Consider the following 25,053-nt stretch of genomic DNA (forward strand, 5'->3'; position numbering starts at 1 on the left):
TCTTTTCTAAAAAGATAAGGCAACAGTATTTTACTGGTGATAGCCACTTTACCTGCCATAAGAAAGACGGTACTCAAAGCAATCAATTAGGTTTTATCCTTATCATTTTGTTTGAGTTACCGATTATGCATTTACTATTTCACTTTATCTTGTCACCTTTTGCTGCCAATCTTACAACAGGTTTAACACTTCTAGGTTTAGCGTTTTTTCTTGCAGAGTATAAAGCCATTTCGATTAGGCCAGTTTCCATTACACCAAATTCTCTCATTATCAGGTATGGGGTATTGAACCCTTTAGAAATTTCCTTAGCTAACATCGAAAGCATTCAATTAAGCTCAGGCTTCATTCGTAGATCGAGTAATGTTAAAAGGTTTAATTTGGCAGGTAATCCAAATGTAGAGATTCAGCTCAACTCGGGTAAGTTTATTTATTTAGGTGTAGATTCACCTAGCGATTTTATTTTAACATTAGAAAAGTACCGATTAAAATTGCTATAATCGGGCTGCCGGAGGTATCCAGCCCCCACATCACCAGCATGCACTCTTTTTTATAAACAGGGCAATAAGCAATTCACCTTCCGTAATGAATATGTATCCAAATATCTCGTAATACTATTAAACTTTATTCAGTCAAATATTCATTTCCTAAAGCAATATTAATTTCTTAGGTTTTTGAACTTCGACAAGGGCCTTCCCCTAAAACGCCTATTTTTGGTACTGGTGATACCACATGTAATAGCTGGCTATTAGGCTGAAAGCAACGATGTTATTGAAATATTTAGCTCATTTGAAGTAAGCGCTTACTTACTCGCGTTGGTATAATATATGCGCTGAAATAACAGGCAGATATTATTCTGATTTTACCTCAAGATCTAACTAGGTAAGCGTCTAAACAAATGATATGTTTTAAGGAAATTCAGTGGAAGTATCACTTCGTCAAGTAACAAAAGAAAATTATGAAAAAGTCTGTGAACTCGATGTCACAAAAGAACAAGAAGATTATGTCGCTTGTAATATGTGGTCATTAGTTGAAGCTAAGTACAATGAAGGCTATGAAACCAGAGCTATTTATGTGAAAGAAGAGCCAGTAGGTTTTTTTATGTGGGTACAAGAATCTAAAGTTAAAATTTCAATTTGGCGGTTTATGGTTGATAAACAGCATCAACAAAAATCAATAGGCCATGTTGCACTTAACCTTGCCTTGGTTGAAATAAAAAAATTCCGGGCTTACAAGAGATTGAAATTTGTTATAATCCTAAAAACCCTGTAGCTAAAGAGTTTTATTCTAGCTTTGGCTTTTCTGAAGTCGGTATGGATGAAGACGATGAAGATATGCTGGCGGTTATTAAGCTTTAAAACATAGTAGGGTAACCGAACAGCTATAACCTCCTGAACTACACTAGAGCACTCTTGTTAATCAGCAGATAATGGAGTAAACCAATAATTATCATTCCCCTATAATCGGAAGATTCGCTGTTAGTGAATATAACACTAACGGCTACAATTCGCACAGAAGATACCTTGCAAATAAAAAGTTTAATAATATGAAATAAACATATATTAATGTACCTAATCTCATTTATTATTTATTAAATAAACTCTTGAATGTGAGGAAATACATAGCTTATTCCAAATAGTTAAAATCCATTCGTTTCACTACCACAACTCAACAGTTTCTTAATGTCAGTTATATAATAGAGCGTATTGTACCTTTATAAATATTTGTATATTATCTCCTCACTCATCTGTAAAAAAACATGACACAGTGAGTTAAACTATAAAATCAAGGAAATTAGATGAACCAAGAAGAATCTCACAGCGCAACAGCTGCCGAGGGTGTACAAACACCGAAAAAAACCAGCATCTTAAATTTTGAATTCCGTGGCGATGGCATGGAATATTTTAAAATTTGGATTGTCAACATATTACTGACCATAGTGACTTTAGGTATTTATTCTGCTTGGGCTAAAGTGAGAAATAACCGCTACTTTTATTCTAACCTCTATTTAGATGACGCTAACTTTCGTTATTTAGCAGATCCGATCACCATATTAAAAGGTAGGATCATCGCAATATTAGCTTTTATTGCTTACTATGTTGCTACGATCTTTGCCCCCGTAATTGCAGTGATTATCGCCATAGCCCTATTATTTGCTATTCCTTATTTTATCAATCAGTCAGTGGCATTCACTAACAGAATGTCGGCGTATAAAAACATTCAGTTTCGTTTCAAAGGCGCTTATGGGGAAGCCTTCATGGTTATTTATATCTGGCCATTGTTAGGTATATTAACACTGGGCATTTTGTACCCTTTAGCTATCTTAAAAGCCAATGAGTACTTTGTACGAAATAGCTCATACGGTACTACAAAGTTTGACTTTAAAGCCACTTACAAAGACTACGGTATGATATTTTTAACGATGATCGGTATTGCATTAGTTGTTGGGGTTCCTGTCGGATTAGTTGCCTATTTCTTACCTGCTTTTGCGATGATTTCTCCACTTCTTTTATTTGTAATGTATTTTGGCTTATTTGTTTACTTTATGGTGTCTATGACAAATGTGTTTTATACCAGTCTAAGCCTAGTGGAACATAAATTTGATGCCAAACTCACTAGAACAGGGCAAACAAAAGTTATTTTAATTAATTTGTTTTTTACTTTAATCACTCTTGGTTTATATTTACCTGCTGCAAAAGTAAGAATGACTAAATATATCTGTTCATGTATTACAATGCATGCTCAAGGTAGTTTAGAAACCTTCACAGCAGCTGAAAAAGAAAATATCAGCGCATTAGGTGAAGAGTTTGGTCAAGTATTCGATTTTGCTTAAGTAAGGAACACCATGTTAATAGACGGTATCTATTTAGATGGTAAAACCTCTAAACGCCATAATGCGCGTTTAGAGGTGGTTAATGACCATAAACTCACACGTATTCATTTAACAGAGCAACAGCAATCACTGTCTTTTGAATTTAACCAATGCAATATTGAATCTCGCTTAGGTAATACACCTAGAGAAATTGCCTTTACCGATGCACAGTTGTTTATAACTAATAACAATGACGATATTGATACTTTTTCGCAATGGCAAAATAATGAAAACAAAAAATCGTTTTTATATCACCTAGAAAATAATATACCGCTGATATCGGTATTTACCATTGCCGCTATTCTTTTATTATATAGTACTATTGTTTATGGTATTCCGTCAGCTGCAAAAGTGATAGACCATAATGCACCTAGCTTCACCTCTGATAAGCTTTTTTCTAGCCTAGATATATTAGATGAAACAGTATTTGAACCATCTGAATTATCAACAAAAAAACAGCAAAGGATTAGAAAGTTAGTAGCGCCTTATTTAGCAAATCATCATGATTTACAGCCAAAACTTGAATTTAGATCTGGCATGCAAGCGAATGCACTCGCATTACCTAACGGCGTAATCGTTTTTACTGATGATTTTGTTGAATTGGCACAATCAGATAATCAATTACTGGCAGTTTTGTTTCACGAGTTAGGTCACTTGAAACATAAACACATGACACAAAGATTATTACAAGATGCTATGATCACGCTTTTGGTGGTATTTATCACTGGAGATGTTGAAACCTTTGATTTAATCACTGGCTTGCCCACTTTAATATTGGATATGGCTCATTCAAGAGGATTTGAACTTGAAGCTGATAACTATGCACTACAACAATTAAATCAACATAATATTCCACTACAAAGCTTTGTATTAATTATGCAAAACTTAGGAAGTTATTATCATGAAAAAAATGATGAAAAAAGTAATAAGTTAGCTGACTTTATTTCGACTCACCCAACGACTGAACAAAGAATTAAAATGGCTGAAAAATTTAACCAGCAACCTTAGTTTTAATATTTACTACATTTCAATAAATAAAACGACTAGCGCTAAACTCTGGTCGTTTTTTATTGACGAGTATTTATAAATCTCTCTCGAAGAAAATCCACTTTACGCTTTGAATCCGTAAGATATTGATTGCCGAGAAGAGTTGAAACCAAGAAAAAGTTGATGAACAGCGAGAACAACTGAAAATTGAGGTTTAATAGGCCTTGGGCGTTAACTTTAGCCCTTAGAGGGGGTAATCAAATAAGCCTCGGACTCTACCGGCGATAATTTAACTTGTGCACCATCAAAATAAACTGACTGACTTTGCTCGGTAATACGACCTTCAATACTACTATCAACCAATAGCGCGAAATACATACAATAATTGCATAACATAAGTTTGTGGTTTAAAGTGAACACATGAAATATCTTCTCTGTTTTATTTTTATTACGCTCTTTTCTTTTGGATTAAAATCAGAAGAAGTTTTAGTCGTTACTGAAAACTGGCCACCTTATAATTATTTAAATAAAGATGGAAAGCTAATAGGCAATTCAACAACTGTTATAAATCAAATTTTATCTGACGCCGATATTGCATATAAAATACGTGTTTACCCGTGGGCCAGAAGCTTTCGAATCGCATCTCAAAATAAAAACACCTTAATTTATTCCATTTATAAAACAGATAAAAGGGCAAATAAATTTCACTGGTTCTGCCCCATAATAAAACCAACTCCCATGCATTTTTATCAAATGACTAATAATTCATCTGTCCAATTTAAAAACATAGAACAAGCGAAACAATATACGATAGGTATAATTCGAGGGGATTGGAGTCATTCATATTTACTAGATTTAGGTTTTAAAGAAGGCGAACAGCTAGATTTAGCACCTGAAATGTCAGTTAATACAAGTAAATTAATCGCTGGGCGTATAAACCTACTTGTTAATTCAGAGCTAGGTATGAGACTAGAGCTAAAAAAACATAACCTCCCTTTTAGCTCAGTAACTAAATTATTCACTATTGATTTAACAGGAAGAAATGAAATTTGCATGGCTATTAATAAAAACTCATCAAAACAGTTAGTTCAAAGAATAAACGTGGCTTTTGAACATTTTAAAAAAAGCTCAAAACCACGTTAGCTGTTTAACTATCCTTTGCAAAATCTGCTAATTCTTTTCCTGTCATGCGGTAGCTGATCCATTCAGGTTGATCTTTTGCACCAATAGACGCATAAAAATCACGAGACGGTGTATTCCAGTCTAAACAACTCCATTCAAAGCGGGCACAGTCTTTTTCAATTGCGATTTTAGCTAAAGCTTTTAAAAGCTTTATACCTGCTCCTTTACCTCTATATTCAGGCGATACATATAAATCTTCTAAATATAATCCTGGTTTTGCAAGCCAAGTAGAATAGTTATAAAAGTAAATTGCCGATCCAATCGCCACACCATCTAACTCACAAATAAGCGCATGTACATTACTATTATCTGAGAAAATGCTACTTTTAATAGTCTCTTCAGTTGCTAATACTTCATGTTCAGCTTTTTCATAAATCGCCAATTCTTTAATAAATTTAAACAAAGTGCCTACATCTTTTTCTGTTGCGACTCTTATTGTTAATTCACTCATTACTTTCTCAATTAGTTAAGCTTTCAGTACTGATAGCTTATATTTTCGAGCTAGATGACACAAATGCATAGTTATCAGTAACCCATGATAAATATTCATAAAGATATGTTCATATACTGCAATAATTTACTAGCGCACAGGATAAACACAGCACTACAATGGAAAAAAGGCATACTGAAACGCAGTTTTAAAGTGATTAACTAAGTAGAATTAAAATATGTTTGAAGAAAAAATTGATTATTGGCATAACCCTATTCTGCCAGATATGGAACTTAGTCATGCCCGTTTTCAGCATTTTGAGTTCGAGCAGCATGTTCATTTAGATTACCACATAGGCGTAGTCACCCAAGGCGGTCAGAAATATAATCATAAAGGCGAGAAATACCTTTTAAATAAAGGTTTTATCTCAACTTTAAACCCAGATGAAAGCCATAATGGGCAAAGTATTAATGATGAAGCTTATCAAGCTTTTGTAATGTCTGTCCCTGTAGATTACGCCAAACAAATAGCTAATGAACTAAATATTAAAGAACACTTTTTTGCTAAGCCTCTAAATCATGATCCTGATATTTATAATCACTTTTTAAAACTGCATAGCATGTTAACTCAGCCGCAAACACTCCATAACCAATTACAAATAGAAACCACACTTATGGCATTTTGCACTGAACTATTTATGCGTTACGGCACTTCAAACGTAAACAATAAAAGCCTTAACCTCTCACAAGAAAGCTTATTTAATATAAAAGAGCGCTTTCACGATGAGATGGGAAATTCATTTCAATTAGAGCAATTAGCTGATTCCATTGGTTTAAGTAAGTTTCAGTTTTTAAGGCAATTTAAAGCCGCAACAGGTATGACACCTCACGCATATTTAAAACGCGTTAGATTGGAGTATGCTAAAAAAGCCTTAGCAAAAGGCTGTAATATGGTTGATATTGCCCACAAAGTAGGTTTTTTTGATCAAAGCCATTTTAATAAAGCTTTTAAAAATGCCTTTTTAATTACGCCATCTCATTTTCAAAAACAGATTAAATAATTATCAACTCAGCAGATTGCAATAATTTACAATCTTTATCATTGAGTAAAGTGCAAACTTATATCAAATAACTCTTTTAGGCTAAATCATGGAACTACAACTTCTTATTTCACTCGCAGTGATCCACAGCGTTGCACTTGCAAGCCCTGGTCCTGATTTTGCGCTTGTAGTAAAAATGGCAAGTCAAGAACGTTGCAGTACAGCCATTGCATCAGCGGTAGGGATATCGATTGCGATATTAGCGCATACATTATTAAGCTTAACCGGAGTCAGTTTACTTATCCAAAGCTCTCAGATCCTGTTTATTATGGTAAAACTCATTGGTGCTAGCTATTTAGGATGGATGGGGATCGGTGCTATTAAAGCAGCTATAACGCATTGGCGAGATAAACAAATCTCTATTTTTGAAACAGAACAAAAAAACAAACTATCAGTCAAAAAAGGGTTTTTATTGGGGTTTTATACCAATATGTTAAACCCCAAAGCTATGGTGTTTTTTATTACATTATTTTCGACTTTGATCACGCCTAATGTTGCCCTTGAAACAAAAATAGCAGCAAGCTGCCTTTTACTCGTTTTATCTTTAATTTGGTTTATTTTTATCGCTTTTGTTTTGTCTAAACCAATTATACAAAAAGCCATGCAAAAGGCGACACCAAGTATCAACTTAGTTACGGGTGTATTATTTTTAAGCGTATCAACAATGATAATTTTTGGCCTTATAAATTAATTTATCAAAATCACGCCTTTAAGTTTACAATTAAACCTGAAAAATTAATTAGGGCATAAAAATGGATTTACATCAGCTAGATTTAAACTTATTGGTTATGTTTGATGCCTTATATCGTCATCAATCGGTCTCTCAAGCAGCCAATGAAATTTGCATAAGTCAGTCAGCTTTTAGTCATGGTTTATCTCGGCTGAGAAAACGCTTAAATGATGAACTCTTTATCCGAACAAATAATGTAATGGTTCCAACTTCTCGCGCACAAGAAATGGCTCTGCACTTAACAAAGGCCTTGCCATTAATTTCATCAGCCATTAATGAAAGACAAGTTTTCAATCCAAAAACCGATACATCAGAATTTAAATTCTCAGCAACCGATTATACTGAATTTAGCCTTTTACCGCGATTAATAGGGAGGGTGAATCATCAAGCACCTAATATAAAACTTAATGCTATTGGCACTAAAGAACATCACCCTTTAGCTTTATTAGAGAATCATCAAGTAGATTTTGCTTTAGGTTATAGCCACCTTATTGAGAGCTCTTCAACCATAGAGTCTTTTACTTGGTTACAAGAAAGCTATTGCACAATAGCAAGAACCAATCATCCTGCATTAACAAACGGTCTTGATTTAGATACTTTTTTATCTTTATCTCATGTAAGAGTATCGCCTTGGGGAGAAAAATCAGGTGTCGTTGATGATGTACTCGCAAAACAAAAACTCAGCCGTAGTGTTGCACTTCAACTACCCAGTGTTTTAGTGGCACCTCATACGGTTTTACATTCAGATTTATTATTAACAATTCCAAGAACGATTGCTGAACAACTATCTAGCCAAATAAACATTCAAATATTTGAAATACCGATTGATATCCCTAACTACCATTTAAATATATATTGGCACAAAATTAACTCAGCTAAACCAAGCTTTAAATGGGTTAAACAACAAATTTTGAGCCTATAAACTTAGCTTTACGTATGAATGATGATTTTAAATTCACGATAAAGTCAAGGTGATTTAACTTGGCCTAAAAGTACAACATATCCTAATTATAATGATGTAAAAAAATTTGATTCATTTTTGATTAGCCACTAATTGTTATAATATGACTATTTCTACATTTCATTTATGTTTTGGAGCACCAGTGTTTAAAAAATTAGCTTTGTTATCATGTTTATTAACCCCTTTAATGAGTCAGGCACAAAAAGTCAGTCCTATTTCTCAAAGTACAGCTGATTATGCGGTAAAGACCTATCAACACGATATGGTACAAAGCTTAAGAAAATTGATTAAACACAATACGGTTGCTAAAGAGGGTACGCCATCTACAAAAAATCCAACACATATCGCATTTAAAAAAGAACTAAAAAAACAAGCTTTAGCCTTAGGATTAGATTTTGAAGATCATGGTTATGTTGCCATAGTTGGGCTAGGTAAAAGTACTGAACGTGTTGGTATTATTACTCACGGTGACGTGCAACCTGTTAATCCTGCTAAATGGGTAAAATCGCCATTTGAGTTAGACTCAACATCACAACCCGGAAAATTAATAGGTCGCGGTACAGAAGACGACAAAGGCCCTATCGCAACAGCTATGTATGCTATGAAGGCAATTAAAGACAACAACATAAAACTAAATAAACGTTTAGAACTTTATGTCTATATGGCTGAAGAAAGTGATTGGGAGCCATTAAAAGAATTTATAAAACAGAATAGTTTACCTCAAACCAATATTACTATTGATGCATCATACCCTGCTGTAATAGCAGAAAAAGGTTGGGGCATGTTAAAAATGACCTTTCCTAAAAATGACATTAACAGCACTAGGCCTTATTTAAGTGCTTTTACTGGCGGTTTGTTTGGTAGTCAAATTCCTGAAGATGCTCAAGTTGTAATAGAAAATGCAACCCCATTTATTGTTAAACACATTCAACAAATTGCAGCTAAACACCCTAAAATAAAATACAGCTATCAATGGCAGAACAAGCAATTAACCATCACCGCTTTAGGTAAATCTGCACATTCATCCCAACCAGATGAAGGCTTAAATGCCATTACACATCTAGCTGAACTTTTATCATTTAAACATTGGCCGAATAGTACAAGCGGCGCTTTAGTTAATTTTATCAATGACAATTTAGGTACTGATCTATACGGTGAAAAATTTGGTGAAATTAGCTATGAAGATACTTTTATGGGAAAAATGACTGTATCTCCTACGGTTTTAAAACAGCTAGATGACGGTATACAACTTAATATCAATATTCGTAGACCAAAAGGAAAAATGACTGGTGTACTTGAGCTAGAAATACAACAAGTATTAGCGCAATGGCAAGCTAAAAATAAAGTGACGTTATTAAATTTTGAAAGTGAAATAGAAGAACCCTTTGTACAAGAGAATGCACCACATATAGATACTTTATTAAATGTATTTTCACATTATACTGGCATTAAAAATCCAAAACCAATATCTATTGGCGGCGGCACTAACTCAAGATTATTTCCTAATGCAGTCAGTTTCGGCCCCTCAATGCCAAACGCTGAATACACTGGTCATTCTGAGCATGAATTTATAACCATGGAACAATTCATACTAAACCTAAGAATGTATACTGCAGTGATGATTGAGTTGGCAAAATAAAATATAACAAAAAAGAAAATAATCTTATCGCAAGAGAATTATCTTTAGGAAGGCTAGATACTGCAACTAACATAAATACCTTAGAGCAAGTTAAAAAAGGTTATTTATCACAACCCGTATTCAGATACTCTAATGTTGCAGTGTCACTTAAACGTAAAAACATCATACTTAAAAACATATCCCAACTCAGTAAGGTTTCCGTAGCCTCATTTCAAGATACTAAAGAGTTTTTTGGCGATAACTATAAAAACAGTTACTAAAAACCCTAATTATTATTAACACTTACATATGAATGCTTTATTAATGCAACTTGCGAAAAACAGAGTGGATGTAGTTATTATGGATAAAAATATTATTTAAAGCACTGTTAAAGATCAAAGGAAACGGTGAATACTAAGCTATTTATGACGCTTACTTATCAAAAAATCAACCTCTCTTTCATTTACAAACATTTGCAATTAAAATCCACACTTACCCAATACAAAAACACAGAGGCATTCTTATTTAGTTTCAAACACGATATAGTTAATTTACTTAACTTTTCTAAATCGTTTAGGTCAAACTTCAAAAGGAATATCATGGATATATCAAAAAGAACCAGACTAGCAGCGGCACTATCGCTGGCTTTTATGACTACAGCATGTGTTTCAACAAATGATACTGCAAATACAACAACTAAGTCAGAAAACTCAGTAGCTAAAGACATTGTTAATTTATCTTATAATGAATTCAAACTTAACAATGGCTTACGTGTTGTTGTGCATGAAGACCGTAAAGCACCAATTGTGACTTTAGGTGTTTGGTATCATGTTGGTTCTAAGAATGAACCACAAGGCCGCACAGGTTTTGCTCATTTGTTTGAACATTTGATGTTTAATGGCTCAGAAAATGCTAACGAAGATTATTTTAAACCTTTGCAAGAAATTGGTGCTACAGGCTTAAATGGTACAACTTGGTTTGACCGTACAAACTACTACCAAACAGTGCCTACTTCAGGATTAGATATTGCCCTTTGGATGGAATCAGACCGTATGGGTCATCTAGAAGGTGCGATTTCTCAAGATAAATTAGATGAGCAGCGTAAAGTTGTACAAAACGAAAAACGTCAGAGTGATAGCGCCCCTTATGGCATGTCTGAATATCGTATTCTAGAAGGTTTATTCCCTGCTGGCCACCCTTACAGACATTCAACTATTGGTTCAATGGCTGATTTAGATGCCGCTTCTCTTGATGATGTTAAGTCTTGGTTTGCTAAATATTATGGTGCCGCAAATACAGTTGTTGTTTTAGCGGGTGATATTGACGTTGAAACTGCAAAAACAAAAGTAGAAAAATACTTTGGTGATATCGCATCGGGTGATCCATTACACCATATGACATCTATGATCCCTGAACGCACAGTTAATATCTCAGAAGTCATGTACGATAATGTATCGCAAACCCGCATTACATGGAATTGGGCAGTACCTGGACGCACAACAAAACAAGCAACAGAGCTATCGCTAGCAGCTGCAATTTTAGGCCAAGGAAAAAGTTCACGCCTTTATAAAGAATTAATCCATAAAAACCAGTCAGCCACCGATGTTCACGCCTCTTTAGACAGACATGAACTGGCAAGTACTTTCTCTATTTCAGTTACCTTAAAGTCTGGCGGTAATGCTGAAGAAATGGAAAAAATGGTCAATAATATTTTAAATGAATATTTAAAAAAAGGCCCTACAGAAGCTGAACTGGCTCGAATTAAGACCGTTATCAATGGTGGCGTAATTCGCTCATTAGAATCGATTAGCGGTAAAGCGAGTACATTAGCACAAGGTGCACTGTATGCCGGCAACCCTAACTTTGTTAATACTAGACTAAAATGGATTGAAAACTCAAAACCAGCTGATATTCAAGCAACCACTAAAGAATGGCTTTCAGATGGACACTACAAACTAACAGTAAAACCATTTGGTAAACATACAGTCGCTAAAACGGGTGCTGATCGTAGCAAACGCCCTGAAATGACAAGTGCTAAAAAGCTTTCTTTACCCGATGTGCAAACAGCTAAGCTTTCTAACGGTATAGAAGTATTTTTATCAGAGCGACACAGCGTGCCAGTAGTTGAAATGAGCATAATTTTTGATGGTGGTGATGCTGCTAACGTAAAAAATAAAACGGGTTTAGCTTCTTTCACTTTAGGTATGATGAACGAAGGTACTAAGTCGCTTTCTTCATTAGAGCTAGCTGAAAAACAAGAACTATTAGGTGCAAAAATCGGCGCGAGTTCTTCTCGAGATATATTCAGAGTCAATGCTTCAGTACTTAAGTCTAACTTAGCTGCATCTGCTGACTTATGGGCCGATGTTGTGATAAACCCAGCATTTAATACTGAGGATTTAAAACGCGATCAACTCTTAACAATAGAAGATATCAAAAAAAGTCAAAACAATCCGCAATCAATCGCTTTTAATGTTTTACTACCAGCACTCTACGGCAGTGAGCATTCATACGGCTTCCCTAGCTCGGGCACTGAAGCGTCAGTAATGTCATTTACTACCAATGATATGGAACAATTCCATAGCGCGTGGATCAGACCTGACAACGCAAAAATATTCGTAGCTGGTGATACGACTTTAGCAGAAATAACTGAGCAACTTGAAGCCTCTTTTGGTACTTGGCAAGCACCACAAGCGGATAAAGGAAGTAAATCATTTAAGCCAGTAGCCTTAGCTAAAAAACCGAAAGTAATCTTAATCGATCGTCCTAACTCACCACAAAGCATGATAGTTTCAGGTCACTTAATACCCTCATCAGGTGAAGCTAATCATTTAGAACTAGAAACAATGAATGGTTTATTAGGTGGTACTTTCACAGCGCGTATGAATATGAATTTACGTGAAGATAAAGGCTGGACATACGGCGCTTATACTGGTATCTCTACTGCTCGCGGACAACGTATTTGGTATAATTACGCACCAGTACAAAGTGATAAAACAGCTGATGCGATAAATGAAATAATTGGTGAAATCACACGTTATAGAAGTACGAAACCAGCAACACAGGCCGAACTTGATTTATTTGTTAAAAGCAAAACATTAACATTACCCGGTAAATTTGAGCAAGCTAAAACAGTGTTAGGCCATATGGTTAGTAATAACAACCTACGACGTCCACAAAAGTCTGCTGAATCACTGCAACGTAAATACGACAACATGACGCCAAAAATGATGGCTGATCTGGCTAAATCAGCATTTGATCCAAATGCCATGGTTTGGGTTATAGTAGGTGATTTAAATAAAATTGAAGCCGATGTTAAAAAATTAAACTTAGGCGACGTAGAAATTTGGGATACTGAAGGTAATAAACTTCGTTAACCAAAAAACATAAAAAAAGGGGTCAGAGTACATTAATTTAATGTACTCTGACCCCTTTTTATTATGCGTTAGTTAAACTAATAAAAAATGCCATTTCTAACGCTTTTTCTTTTAGGCTTTTAAAACGACCTGATGCACCACCATGACCGGCATCCATATCTGTTTTGAATATTAAAACATTATCATCTGTTTTATATTCTCGCATTTTTGCTACCCATTTCATTGGCTCCCAGTATTGTACTTGTGAGTCGTGTAAGCCTGTAGTAACTAGAATATTGGGGTAAGCTTGTGGTTTGATATTATCCATAGGCGAATAGGCTAAAATCGTATCGTAATCCTCTTTTTCATTTGGATTACCCCATTCATCATATTCATTTGTTGTTAGTGGAATACTTTCATCTAACATAGTGGTTAATACATCTAAAAATGGCACATGGCAGCCAATGCCTTTATAAAGTTCAGGAGCTTGATTTACAACTGCTCCCATTAATAAACCGCCAGCACTACCGCCCGATGCAAAGACTTTATTTTCAGCGCCATAACCTTGTTCTACTAATGTTTTTGTAACATCAATAAAGTCATTAAAGGTATTTTGTTTAAACTGTTTTTTACCATTATCGTACCAATCACGACCTAACATTTCTGAACCTCGAATATGCGCTATAACATATACAAAACCGCGATCTAATAAGCTTAATGCACTACTTGAAAAGTTTGGATCGATTGTGAAGCCATACGCACCGTACCCGTATTGAAATAATGGATTTGTACCATCTTTTTTGAATTTTTCTTTATGATAAACGATAGATACAGGTACTTGAGCACCATCTCTCGACTCAATAAATAATCGCTCTGAACCATATTTATCGGCGTTAAAGTCACCTAATACTTTTTGTTGTTTAAGTAATTTCCGTTCACCAGTATTTAAATCAAATTCAAATAATGAACCTGGCGTAGTTAAGCTTGAATAATACAATCTTGCTGTTTCACTACCTGGTTCTGGATTATCGCCCACAGCAGCATAATAACAAGGATCGTTAAATTCTAAAGGGTATTTAGTACCATCTTTTTTATAAACGACAAAACGAATTTGGCCAAGCTCTCGCTCAGTCACTACCATAAAGTTATTGAATAACTCTACACCTTCAAATAATACGTTTTCTCTATGAGCTATACATTCCTGCCATTGATTTTTATCATAAATGGTATCTTTATTCGCAGTCATTAACCTGAAGTTTTTAGCCTGCCAATTGGTTGTGATATAAAAAGTATCATTTAATTTATTGATATCAAACTCATGCTTTTCTTCACGCTCAATGACTTGAGTAAAATCGCCATCAGGCGTATTTGCATCTAATATCCAAGTATCACTACTTTCGGTCGATTCAAGATCAATAAAAATTAAACTCTCATCACGACTTTTACCTAGACCCATATAATAACTACGGTCATCTTCTTGATAAACTAAAATATCATCGGTTTGCGCAGTACCTAATTTATGGCGATAAACTTCAAAACCTAATAAAGTTTTGAGGTCTTTTTTAACGTAATAAATGGTTTTATTATCATTAGCCCAAACAGTTTGGCCTTCGGTATTTTCTAATACATCAGTTAAATATTCGCCCGAGTTAATATCTTTAAAACGTATGGTATAAATACGACGCCCATCTGTATCTTCACTATATGCTAAAATTTCATCATTTTCGCTTATAGATATATCACCTAGCTCATAAAACTCATAATCACTGGCAAGCTGATTGACATCTAACAATAAAAGCTGGTTATCCCCCTCAAAACTTGTTGTTCTGTAATAGCATGCAAATTCATCATCACCACTTACCGTACTGTGATACCAAAAATCACCATCACGTACTGGCACTGTGCTGTCATCTTTTACAATGCGGCCTTTAAGTTCTTCAAAAATCTTATCTTCTAATGGTTTTTGGCCAGCTAAAACATAATCACAATAATCATTTTCAGCTTTTAAATGTGCAAGAACGTCTTCATTTTGACGCTCATCATCACGCATCCAATAATAGTTATCATCTCTTTGGTGATTATGGTGAGTCATTAAATATGGTGATTTTTTTGCGATCGGCGCTTTAGAAGTTTCAGATATTTTTTCAGACACTAAAAGCTAGTCCATTAATAAAATAAGTATGGCTTGAGTTTACCCCATTAAATATGTGACTGCACTACTAAGCGACAAGCACGAAAGACTAACTATTTAACCTTATTGAATAATCAGGTTAAAAAAATTTAATCATTTACGCGCATTTTTATTGAAAATTAGCGGCAAATTATGATATTAATCTACTTATTATATTAATTATACAATATACAAATTGGTAATCTTATGAAAGTTGCTTTCTCTACTTTAATTGTTTGTGCAGGTATAACAGCTAATGTTATGGCTGAACAAAAGCCTAATTGGCAAAACCATCAAGTTTTTGCCATAAATAAACAAGCACCCCATGCAACACTATTCCCATACTTATCAGAGCAAGCAGCATTAATAGATCAGCCAAACCAAAACAATAACTACATCTTATTAAATGGATTATGGCAGTTTAATTGGCAAAAAGGTCCTAAACAAGCACCAAAAGGGTTTGAGAAAAAAGGCTTTGATGATTCTAAATGGTCACAAATCCCCGTACCAGGAAACTGGGAGATCGAAGGATTTGGCTACCCAATTTATCTTGATGAACGTTTTCCATTTACTACAACTTGGCCTGACGCCCCTGAAGATTACAACCCTGTTGGTTCTTACCGAAAACCTTTTAAATTACCTCAAAGCTGGAAAAACAAACAAGTATTTTTACATGTAGGTGCTGCTAAATCCTCATTAGATGTATGGCTAAATGGTAAAAAAGTAGGTTATAGCCAAGGTTCAAAAACCCCCGCTGAATTTGATTTAACCGAATATGTAAAAGAAGATAATTTATTAGCCTTTCAAATTCGCCGTTGGACTGATGCAAGTTATCTAGAAAGCCAAGATATGCTAAGAATTTCAGGTATAGAAAGAGATGTTTATTTATATGCCACACCAAAACAACATGTTTTTGATTTTCATGCCAAGCCCAGCTTAAACAAAGATTTCACTCAAGGTCAATTCGAACTAGATTTAACAATCACAAACTATGCAGATAAACAAGCTAAAAACTTAACAGCAAGTTACCAATTATTAGACCCATCTCAAAATATGAAAGTGGTTTTAAATGACTCAAAAACTCTCAATTTAAATAAATCTGACCAAAATGAATTATCGCTAAACGGTAAGCTAAACAAACCAAGGTTATGGACTGCAGAAACGCCAAATTTATATACCTTATTGATTAGTTTAAAAAATGAAAATGGACAAATCATTGAAACCCTGACAGATCAAATTGGCTTTCGTCATATTGAGATTAAAGCAGGTCAATTAACGGTTAATGGCAAAGCAATTTATATTCGTGGCGTAGATCGTCATGAAACCTCTTCGCAATATGGCCATATCGTAACAAAAGAATTAATGGAGCAAGATATTCGCTTAATGAAGCAATTCAACATTAATGCGGTACGCTCTAGTCACTACCCTAACGACCCTTATTGGTATGAATTAACCGATAAATATGGCATGTATGTCATTGATGAAGCCAATATAGAATCGCACCCTTTAGCAATAGATAAAGATACGCAAATTGGTAATGAAATGAGTTGGCTACCAGCTCATTTGGATAGAACACAACGTATGTTTGAGCGTGATAAAAACCACCCATCTATCATTATTTGGTCTTTAGGCAACGAAGCCGGTGAAGGTAAAATATTTGAAGCCACTTATCAATGGTTAAAAGATAACGATGGTACCCGCCCAGTTCAGTATGAGCCTGCTGGTGAAGAACATTACACTGATATTTTTGCGCCCATGTACCCAAGCATAGAAAGGTTAGAAAAGTACGCTAAGAATAATAACGACCGCCCTGGGATCATGATTGAATATGCCCATGCTATGGGGAACTCTGTTGGTAATCTGCAAGATTACTGGGATGTAATTGAAAAATACGACGTACTGCAAGGTGGTTTTATTTGGGACTGGGTTGACCAGTCTTTAGAATATACCAATGCACAAGGTGTTAAATATTGGGCATATGGTAAAGATTTCCATCCTGATTTACCAAGCGATGGTAACTTTTTAAATAACGGTTTAGTAAATCCTGATCGTGAGCCTCATCCACATTTATTTGAAGTTAAAAAAGTATACCAACCAGTTGCCTTCAAGGCGGTAGATATAAAAAATGGACTGATTGATATTCACAATAAGTTTATTTTCACTAACTTAAATGAATACGATTTACACTGGCAATTAGAGGCTGATGGTGAGGTTGTTGCAACTGATCATCAAACTATGCCAAATATAAAACCTGAAACAACACAGCAAGTGAAATTAAACCTACCTAAGTTGCCCAATGTCAGTTATAAAGAATATTTTGTCACTGTTAAAGCAGTTGTAAATAAAACAAAACAGTTATTAAACAAAGGCCATGAAATAGCGTTCGAACAATTTAAAATCCCCGTAAAATATGCAAAAGCACCACAGAGTAAAAATCATATCGCATCTGTTCCAAGTGCTGAAAATTTAAAAATATCCAATAAAAATGGCTTCATGACAATTAGCAATAACTTAATATCAGCTTCTTTTGATCAAAAAACAGGTTGGTTATCTCAATACCAGTATTTAAATAATCAATTATTAACACAACCTTTAGTTGCTAACTTTTGGCGCCCACCCACAGATAACGACTTAGGTAATCAAATGCAACAATGGGCAAGCATTTGGCAAAGCGCTGGCGCACAACTTAAGCTCAGTAATATTAATAGCAAAGTGCTTAACCCAGGTATTGAAGTAAGCACTCAATACAGCAATAATGCCTTTAAAGGCAACTATCAAGTAACTTACAACATTGCGCACTCAGGTGACATTCACGTAAAAACTGAGTTAGATTTAGCTGATGGTCAAACCCTGCCTAATTTACCACGTTTTGGTATGCAGTTAGTCATGCCAGGTGATTACAAAAATATGAGTTGGTTTGGTCGTGGCCCACACGAGAGTTATGCCGATCGTAAAAATTCAGCCAAAATATCAATATACAAAGGCAAAGTGAAAGATCAAATCCATCACTATGCACGACCACAAGAAAACGGCAATAAAACAGATGTACGTTGGTTAACTTTAAAGAACAATAATGGAGCAGGACTATTAGCTATTGGTGATAAGCCTTTATCAGTAAGTGCATGGCCATATCTACAAGCTGATATTGATTTTATCGCAGGTAAAGATGGTGAAGCATCAGCTTCAGGGTTGGTGCCAGTAACATCTAAGCATGGTGCTGAAGTACCTATAAGAAATTTAGTGACAGTCAATATAGATCATAAACAAATGGGTGTGGGCGGTGATACATCATGGGGTCGCTTGGTTCATGCTCCTTATACAATAAAAGCGCAAGATCACAGTTATGGATTTACATTAGTGCCTTTTATAAAACCACAGAGCATTACTGAACTCGCGGCTGAAAAACACTAATGAACACAATACTTAAAACATTAACACCCGCTTTAAGCTTATTTATTTTATCAAGTGTAAGCAATTCCGTTAACGCAACAAGTACTGCATACTCAGATGTAATCAACCGTTTTGGCTCACCAGATAAAATGAAAGATTATGATAAATTTGGCAATCAAAAATTCAACCCATTACTTGATATGGGTAGCTGGCATGGTTTTTTATTACCTGATGAGAATAATTTATTAGGGTCTTTTACCGGCCCTATGATCATTGCTGAAGAATATAGTTTATTTTTAGCAAAATCATTAGAACAGCTCAGTGTAACAAATAAAACTACAGGGAATAAATACGATTTTTCTAAGGCTAAAAAGCAGCTTAATTCTCTGCCTGGAAGTTTAAAACAAATCTATATTTGGTCAGATTTAACACTTGAGTTATCACTTTCGTTTGCTACTGATCGCAGTGCAATTGTTAGCACTAAAATCTCAAATTTAAGTCATCAAGATTTGGAATTAGATTTAAGCTGGCAAGGTCAATTACTTAATAAATACAATGATACTAAAACCGTAAAACAAGCGCTGCTAAACTGGCAGCGCAACATCAGCACCAATGAGCAAGGCATTAATATTAGTTTCAGTGAAGTACAAAACACTTGGAACATTATGATGTCCAATCAAGCACAATATAGCATTAAACGTTCTATTAATACGCAAACTACAATCGATAAAACAAACTTAAGTTATCTCAGTAAAAGCCAAGTTGAAATCCTACCTAATAAAAGCCAAACACTATATACGGTGCAATCTTATGTCCATAGTCAAGATGAGTACATAGCAGAGCAAAGCAAAGTAGATAAAATACTGACCGAGCCGCAAAACTATATTTCGCAATCAAAACTAAGGTGGCAAAAATATCTATCTCAAGGGTTAAGTAATCCGAATAGTTTAATTGATAATAGACTAGCCGTTAAATCCATAGAGACCTTAAATGGCAATTGGCGCAGCGCTGCGGGTCAAATTAAACATGATATTGTTTCCCCTTCAGTTACTGCTCGTTGGTTTAATGGTGCTTGGGCTTGGGATACTTGGAAACACGCTTATGCGATGGCTAATTTTAATCCTGAAATTGCAAAAAGTAATATTCGTGCGATGTTTGATTATCAAATACAACCTAATGACACTCTGAGGCCACAAGACGCAGGCATGGTGATAGATGCCATTTTTTATAATAAAGATCAAGCTCGTGGTGGTAAAGGAGGAAACTGGAACGAACGCAATACCAAACCGCCTTTAGCTAGTTGGGCTGTATGGAAAATTTACCAAAAAACTAATGATATCAAGTTTATAGAAGAAATGTATCCTAAGCTCATCGCCTATCATGATTGGTGGTATAAAAACCGTGATCATAATCAAAATGGCTTAATTGAGTATGGCGCAACCAAGCATAGAGCGCATAACAACGCACAAGGCCACATTACCTTTAAAGTACAATATAACAAACAACCTAAAGATATAGATTTATCATTATGTGCTAAACAAAAAAAGAACTGGTATGCCTGTGCAGGCATGGCATTATATGAGAAAATTTTAGATACTGGCCTATATTTAGATTTAGACATTGGCGCACAACATGGCGCAGGTTGGGAGTCGGGTATGGATAACGCTGCACGTTTTGGTTTTATTAATGCAAAACAAATCAATAAGTACGCTAAAAAACATTATCAAGGAAACTTAAAACAAGCAAGAGCCGACTGGCAGGTACGTTTTTTTGAAAATAAAAATCAGCAAAGTGAATTAATTGGCTTTTCTATTAATCAGGAATCTGTTGAGCTAAATACCTATTTAGCGCAAGAAAAAAAATTGCTAGCCAAAATGGCAAACTTACTCAATCATAAAAAAGCTGAAAATGAATACAAACATCAAGCCAATGCATTAATAAAGCGCATAAATAGCTGTTTTTTTGATGATAAAACCGGATTTTATTACGATATGAAAATCAGGCATGATAAAAGCAGTAACACGCAATGTGATGGCGAGTTATTAGTTGCCAGAGGTCGAGGTCCTGAAGGCTGGAGCCCTTTATGGGCAGGTATTGCAGATAAAAATAAAGCATCACAAGTTGCTAAAGTAATGGCACAACCTACTGAGTTTAATAGCACAATTCCATTAGGAACAGCAGCATTAAGTAACCCTGCTTATCATGCTGATATTTATTGGCGCGGCAGAGTATGGCTTGATCAATACTACTTTGGCGTGATTGCTTTAGCTAATTATGGTTATACAGAGCAAGCTGAGTTGATGATCACTAAGTTACTAACAAGCGCTGAAGGCCTTGCTAGTGACGGCCCAATTAGAGAAAACTACAACCCAGAAACAGGTGTTGTACAAGGTGCAACTAACTTCAGTTGGAGTGCTGCTCATCTATATATGTTGTATCAATTTAAATCCCAAGCTCATCAGCTTCAATCTAAAAAATTCAACTTATATTCACCGGAAAATATATTTTAACTTCAAAGCCACTTTCAGGGCTCGAGAAGCACTTTATTTCCCCTTTTAATACTTGAGTTACTAAGTTATAAACGATATTCATGCCTAATCCACTACCACCTTGATTTCGTTTACTGGTAACAAAAGGATCAAATATATGTTTTAACATATAAAGCTCCATACCTTTGCCATTATCAAAATAATTCAAACATATACGACCTTCAAGTATACTTATTTCAATACGGATCTCACCTGTATTTTTATGTTCTAATCCATGTAATATTGAGTTATTTACTAGGTTAGTAATAACTTGATAAATTGGACCTGGATAAGTATTGATAATTAAAGCTTCTGGTCCATGAATTACAACATCAATTATTTTTTTATTAAATAATGGCTTCACAGAGTTCATAACTTCATGAATATATTCTGTTAAGTTTATTTCTGTTTTTATTTCTGAGTTTTGATTGACAGCCACTTGTTTAAAACTTGCTATTAACTTGTTCGCTCTATCTAGATTGTTTAAAATTAATCTATAACCCTCTTGTTGTTTTTTATTTGATTGCAATAAATCCTCTTGGGTCAGGATTTTATTATCGAGTTTTTTTTGTATTTCAATTAAACAACCTTGATTATGAGTAATCGCGGTCATCGCAATGCCTAAAGGCGTATTTATTTCATGAGATATGCCCACAACTAAATGACCTAAAGATGCCATTTTCTCACTCTCAATGAGCTCTTCTTGTGCGATTTTGAGTTGAGACATTGCACTTTCTAATGCATCGTTCTTTTTGGATATCTCAGCTGTTCTTGATATTACTTTTTGCTCTAGTTTTTCATTTAAATCTTTTAAAGAGTCTTCATGTCGCTTAAGCTCTGCAATATCTCTTAGAGAACCAGCAATACGTATTACTTTGCCATCTTCATCTCTACTAACCACTTTTCCTCTGTCTAATACCCAACTCCAATTACCAAAAAAATCTTTTACTCTCACTGCTTGTTCGTAGCTATCTACACCTTGCTTAAGGCAGGTGTTTATTTTTTCATTGAGACCTGCTTGGTCTTCTATATGAATAAAATCAATATTGTCTCTATTTTCTCCCTCACCATAATCAATTCTCGATTCAACGGTGTAACGATATACTTTGTTACTTATGACATCCCAATCCCAAAGTTCATCACCACTGGCCCATAATGATAGCTCTAACCTTTGTTTTAACTCAGTCATAACAGAATTGTCTCTTATTACTTGTTTGTAAACCCTGTATCGATATAAAAATATTAAAATAATAATACTAGAAACTAGAAGTACATAAATCACCTTACTAAAAGAGCTCCACCACCAAGGAGCCAGTAGCTTTATATTTAGTTGATGTATATTAGATTTATTACCATGTTGATCTATTGCATAAGCTTCTATCTGATATTTTCCCGGAGGTGGTTTAATTAAATTTAGTTGCCGACTATTGCCATCCATAGATACCCACTCATCTGACAATCCTATAATACGATAAAAATATGAGATTTTTTGGTGATTAGAAAAAGCTAAAACGACATAGTTAAAGGTCATAATATCTTGATCATAATTTAATGTGATTTCCTTCACTAATTGTGACTGATATTGAATAATATCAGGTGAGTTTTGAGGTGTAATAACCTCTCCTAAAATAGCAATTGAATTTAATAATAAGTTTGGCGTATTTTCAATTTCAACTATTTCACGAGGTAAAAACTGATTAAATCCATTTGTACCACCTAAAAATATACGTCCTTCTTCAGACTTCCAAGCAGCACCAAAATTAAACTCAGCACCTTGAGCGCCTTCCAAAGTCGTATAATTATCAATATCTAAGGTATTGACATTAATTCTTGCTAACCCAGCACTAGTGCCAACCCACATACTATCGATATCATCAAAAACAATACTCCATACAGATTCATTGATAAGCCCTTTGGTCTGATTCAAGGTTTCAACTATCGTTAAATCATCATTTAGAATATTAATACCCACATCACTAGTGCTCCAAATCTGACCTTTATCATCAAGTGCCAATGAAAATACAATATTTGAAAGTAAACCATCTGAGGTATTCAATTGCTCTAGTCCATCTTCACTATATTTAAATAACCCAGACTCAACAGAACCAAACCATAACGCATTATTTTTAACTAACAGGTCAGTGATATCCTTCGGAAAATTTTGATTTTCAGCCAAGAAACGTTCAAATTTATTGGTCTGCTCATCAAAACGCAATAAACCATGACCTCTAGAGCTTACTATTATATTTTTTTGAAATACCACGATATCATTAAAGGAAATTGCAGGTGAGTTATTAAATTTAGTTGAATATTGATTAATTTTTCGAGTGTTAATATTAAAGTTTGCAATACCATTAAATCGAGTCGTAAACCAAATTATATTTTTTTGCATCAAGAAGTTTGTAATAAAGGCGCTTTCTAAAGATTTTAGCTCCTCATATAATATTTCTGCTTTTATAAATTGCTCATCTATAAAAACGTAAGCTCCTTTGGTTGTCGCAAACCAAAGTCGATTTTTTTCATCTGATGAAAATGCACGCATATCAACATGAACCATTGGACTCTCTTTATAATTTTGTTGATTTACATGACCAAATTTACGTAACTCTTTTGAAAAATAATTTACACCACCAGAATTCGTTCCAATCCAAAGGTTAAACTTTTTATCAATAAATAATGACAACACAATGTCATCAGCCAAACTATCAGGAATTAAGTCATCATGTTGATAGGTATTTAAAATATGCCCATTAGAATCAAATACAGTGATGCCAAAATTTGTACCCGCATAGACCATATTGTTATGCTTCGTTAATACTTTAATTGTATTAGTATCACTTTGAGCTAAAGAGTATCGCCATTGAATATCCAAACCTGAATCATTGATTTTATAATATTCTAGCCAAGCATCATCTCGGCCTAATGCAATAAAATCTTCTAATATAACAATAGAATTTAGTGCTTTGTTAGTGTGTTGCTTTACAGCTAAAGACTGCTTGTTTATAGCAAATAACCCTTGTTCTGATGCTACAAATATATAATTTAAAGATAATTTTATATCCAACACCATTAAATGCTCTGTACCACCTAGTGCTGTCACGTCATCATTATCTAAATTAATTCGATATACACCATTTGCCTGTGTACCTACAAAAATATAGTTTTTTGAACATGCGATACTTTTGACATAATCAGCAGGGATAGCATCATTGAAGCGCTTTAAAAATGAACTGAACAAGCCCGTTTGTTGATCATATAAACTAAGTCCACTACTCGTTCCTACCCATAATTGATTGTTTTTACAGCTACGTAAAGCTGTAATAAAATTACCTGCTAGGTGATTTTTTGATGCTGGTTGTGCTCTATATTGAATAAAATCATAGCCATCAAAACGATTTAAGCCTGTTTGCGTACCAAACCACATAAACCCTGTTTTATCCTGTGTAATTGCATTTACTGTCACCTGACTTAGCCCAGACTCCGGAGTAAAATTCATCATAGGTACATTTATATCTGTAAAAAGCTCCTGTTGTACCGCAAAAATCGGTCTAGTAAAAAATACCGCGAATAAAATTAAACTAATGAATCGTATATCCATAAGCTTAATACACCTGACATTGTAATGATAAATTATGAGTTCTTTGTGTAATCATAAATAATACTAATATGTAAGTTAACAATCTTAATAATAATGTTTGTAATGACAGCATTAGTGACTACTCTTATTTATCTT

15 protein-coding genes and 1 pseudogene are annotated in these 25,053 nt (G+C 34.6%); 12 read left to right on the forward strand and 4 right to left on the reverse strand.

From position 1 onward, the window contains the following. From CJF42_RS07075 to CJF42_RS07090, 4 genes and pseudogenes are all read left to right on the forward strand, one after another. Positions 1–497 (forward strand): PH domain-containing protein (locus tag CJF42_RS07075; RefSeq protein WP_141235503.1); only part of this gene is annotated, 497 nt, incomplete at its 5' end. A gap of 421 nt (positions 498–918) precedes the next feature. After that, positions 919–1,355 (forward strand): annotated as a pseudogene (locus tag CJF42_RS07080) (GNAT family N-acetyltransferase). 440 nt (positions 1,356–1,795) lie between these two features. Beyond that, complete coding sequence (locus CJF42_RS07085) at positions 1,796–2,830, forward strand: YjgN family protein (RefSeq protein WP_095366006.1); 1,035 nt, start codon at positions 1,796–1,798, stop codon at positions 2,828–2,830. Positions 2,831–2,842: 12 nt separating this feature from the next. After that, on the forward strand, positions 2,843–3,877 hold the full coding sequence (locus CJF42_RS07090; RefSeq protein ID WP_095366007.1) for a M48 family metallopeptidase: 1,035 nt from the start codon (positions 2,843–2,845) through the stop codon (positions 3,875–3,877). Between the two features lie 216 nt (positions 3,878–4,093). Here the strand turns inward: CJF42_RS07090 and CJF42_RS27305 are convergent, their stop codons facing one another. Next, positions 4,094–4,234, reverse strand: coding sequence for a hypothetical protein (locus CJF42_RS27305; protein ID WP_170940512.1), 141 nt, complete (start codon positions 4,232–4,234; stop codon positions 4,094–4,096). A 42-nt stretch (positions 4,235–4,276) separates the two neighbouring features. Between CJF42_RS27305 and CJF42_RS07095 the strand changes: the two genes are divergently transcribed. After that, positions 4,277–4,999 (forward strand): substrate-binding periplasmic protein, encoded by a 723-nt coding sequence (locus tag CJF42_RS07095; protein ID WP_095366008.1) that lies wholly within the window; start codon positions 4,277–4,279, stop codon positions 4,997–4,999. Positions 5,000–5,003: 4 nt separating this feature from the next. Here the strand turns inward: CJF42_RS07095 and CJF42_RS07100 are convergent, their stop codons facing one another. Continuing rightward, entirely contained in the window at positions 5,004–5,489 is a 486-nt protein-coding gene (locus CJF42_RS07100) for a GNAT family N-acetyltransferase (RefSeq protein ID WP_095366009.1), read from the reverse strand. 217 nt (positions 5,490–5,706) lie between these two features. On the opposite strand from CJF42_RS07100, the gene CJF42_RS07105 reads away from it, so the two are divergent. The 5 genes from CJF42_RS07105 (at position 5,707) to CJF42_RS07125 (ending at position 13,253) form a co-directional block, all read left to right on the forward strand. Then, entirely contained in the window at positions 5,707–6,528 is an 822-nt protein-coding gene (locus tag CJF42_RS07105; protein ID WP_095366010.1) for an AraC family transcriptional regulator, read from the forward strand. 88 nt (positions 6,529–6,616) lie between these two features. Beyond that, positions 6,617–7,258, forward strand: a complete 642-nt coding sequence (locus CJF42_RS07110) for a LysE family transporter (protein WP_095366011.1) — start codon at positions 6,617–6,619, stop codon at positions 7,256–7,258. Positions 7,259–7,319: 61 nt separating this feature from the next. Beyond that, positions 7,320–8,219 carry a LysR family transcriptional regulator gene (locus CJF42_RS07115; RefSeq protein WP_095366012.1) on the forward strand — a complete coding sequence of 300 codons (900 nt, stop codon included), beginning with the start codon at positions 7,320–7,322 and terminating at the stop codon, positions 8,217–8,219. Between the two features lie 181 nt (positions 8,220–8,400). Beyond that, positions 8,401–9,897 carry a dipeptidase gene (locus tag CJF42_RS07120; RefSeq protein ID WP_252097547.1) on the forward strand — a complete coding sequence of 499 codons (1,497 nt, stop codon included), beginning with the start codon at positions 8,401–8,403 and terminating at the stop codon, positions 9,895–9,897. Between the two features lie 578 nt (positions 9,898–10,475). Next, positions 10,476–13,253, forward strand: coding sequence for a M16 family metallopeptidase (locus tag CJF42_RS07125; protein ID WP_170940513.1), 2,778 nt, complete (start codon positions 10,476–10,478; stop codon positions 13,251–13,253). Positions 13,254–13,314: 61 nt separating this feature from the next. On the opposite strand, the gene CJF42_RS07130 is transcribed toward CJF42_RS07125, so the two are convergent. Next, entirely contained in the window at positions 13,315–15,324 is a 2,010-nt protein-coding gene (locus CJF42_RS07130) for a S9 family peptidase (protein WP_095366026.1), read from the reverse strand. Between the two features lie 285 nt (positions 15,325–15,609). Between CJF42_RS07130 and lacZ the strand changes: the two genes are divergently transcribed. Both lacZ and ygjK read left to right on the forward strand, forming a co-directional pair. Further along, complete coding sequence (gene lacZ, locus CJF42_RS07135; RefSeq protein WP_252097548.1) at positions 15,610–18,813, forward strand: beta-galactosidase, LacZ type; 3,204 nt, start codon at positions 15,610–15,612, stop codon at positions 18,811–18,813. Next, positions 18,813–21,302, forward strand: coding sequence for an alpha-glucosidase (gene ygjK / locus CJF42_RS07140; protein ID WP_095366015.1), 2,490 nt, complete (start codon positions 18,813–18,815; stop codon positions 21,300–21,302). The genes lacZ and ygjK overlap by 1 nt, the downstream gene beginning before the upstream one ends. Here ygjK and CJF42_RS07145 read toward each other — a convergent pair. Next, the gene (locus CJF42_RS07145) at positions 21,271–24,918 is read right to left on the reverse strand and encodes a sensor histidine kinase (RefSeq protein ID WP_095366016.1); all 3,648 of its coding nucleotides are present in this window, start codon (positions 24,916–24,918) and stop codon (positions 21,271–21,273) included. The two genes, ygjK and CJF42_RS07145, sit on opposite strands and share 32 nt — an antisense overlap. Between the last annotated feature and the right edge of the window lie 135 nt (positions 24,919–25,053).

Source organism: Pseudoalteromonas sp. NBT06-2, from assembly GCF_002276045.1.
Classification (GTDB): Bacteria; Pseudomonadota; Gammaproteobacteria; order Enterobacterales; family Alteromonadaceae; genus Pseudoalteromonas.

What these genes read in the sequence shown, in the direction of transcription:
- CJF42_RS07085 (WP_095366006.1), top strand. Translation starts at nt 1,796, where the DNA reads ATGAACCAAGAAGAATCTCACAGCGCAACAGCTGCCGAGGGTGTACAA.
- CJF42_RS07090 (WP_095366007.1), top strand. Translation starts at nt 2,843, where the DNA reads ATGTTAATAGACGGTATCTATTTAGATGGTAAAACCTCTAAACGCCAT.
- CJF42_RS27305 (WP_170940512.1), bottom strand. Translation starts at nt 4,234, where the DNA reads ATGTATTTCGCGCTATTGGTTGATAGTAGTATTGAAGGTCGTATTACC.
- CJF42_RS07095 (WP_095366008.1), top strand. Translation starts at nt 4,277, where the DNA reads ATGAAATATCTTCTCTGTTTTATTTTTATTACGCTCTTTTCTTTTGGA.
- CJF42_RS07100 (WP_095366009.1), bottom strand. Translation starts at nt 5,489, where the DNA reads ATGAGTGAATTAACAATAAGAGTCGCAACAGAAAAAGATGTAGGCACT.
- CJF42_RS07105 (WP_095366010.1), top strand. Translation starts at nt 5,707, where the DNA reads ATGTTTGAAGAAAAAATTGATTATTGGCATAACCCTATTCTGCCAGAT.
- CJF42_RS07110 (WP_095366011.1), top strand. Translation starts at nt 6,617, where the DNA reads ATGGAACTACAACTTCTTATTTCACTCGCAGTGATCCACAGCGTTGCA.
- CJF42_RS07115 (WP_095366012.1), top strand. Translation starts at nt 7,320, where the DNA reads ATGGATTTACATCAGCTAGATTTAAACTTATTGGTTATGTTTGATGCC.
- CJF42_RS07125 (WP_170940513.1), top strand. Translation starts at nt 10,476, where the DNA reads ATGGATATATCAAAAAGAACCAGACTAGCAGCGGCACTATCGCTGGCT.
- CJF42_RS07130 (WP_095366026.1), bottom strand. Translation starts at nt 15,324, where the DNA reads ATGACTCACCATAATCACCAAAGAGATGATAACTATTATTGGATGCGT.
- lacZ (WP_252097548.1), top strand. Translation starts at nt 15,610, where the DNA reads ATGAAAGTTGCTTTCTCTACTTTAATTGTTTGTGCAGGTATAACAGCT.
- ygjK (WP_095366015.1), top strand. Translation starts at nt 18,813, where the DNA reads ATGAACACAATACTTAAAACATTAACACCCGCTTTAAGCTTATTTATT.
- CJF42_RS07145 (WP_095366016.1), bottom strand. Translation starts at nt 24,918, where the DNA reads ATGGATATACGATTCATTAGTTTAATTTTATTCGCGGTATTTTTTACT.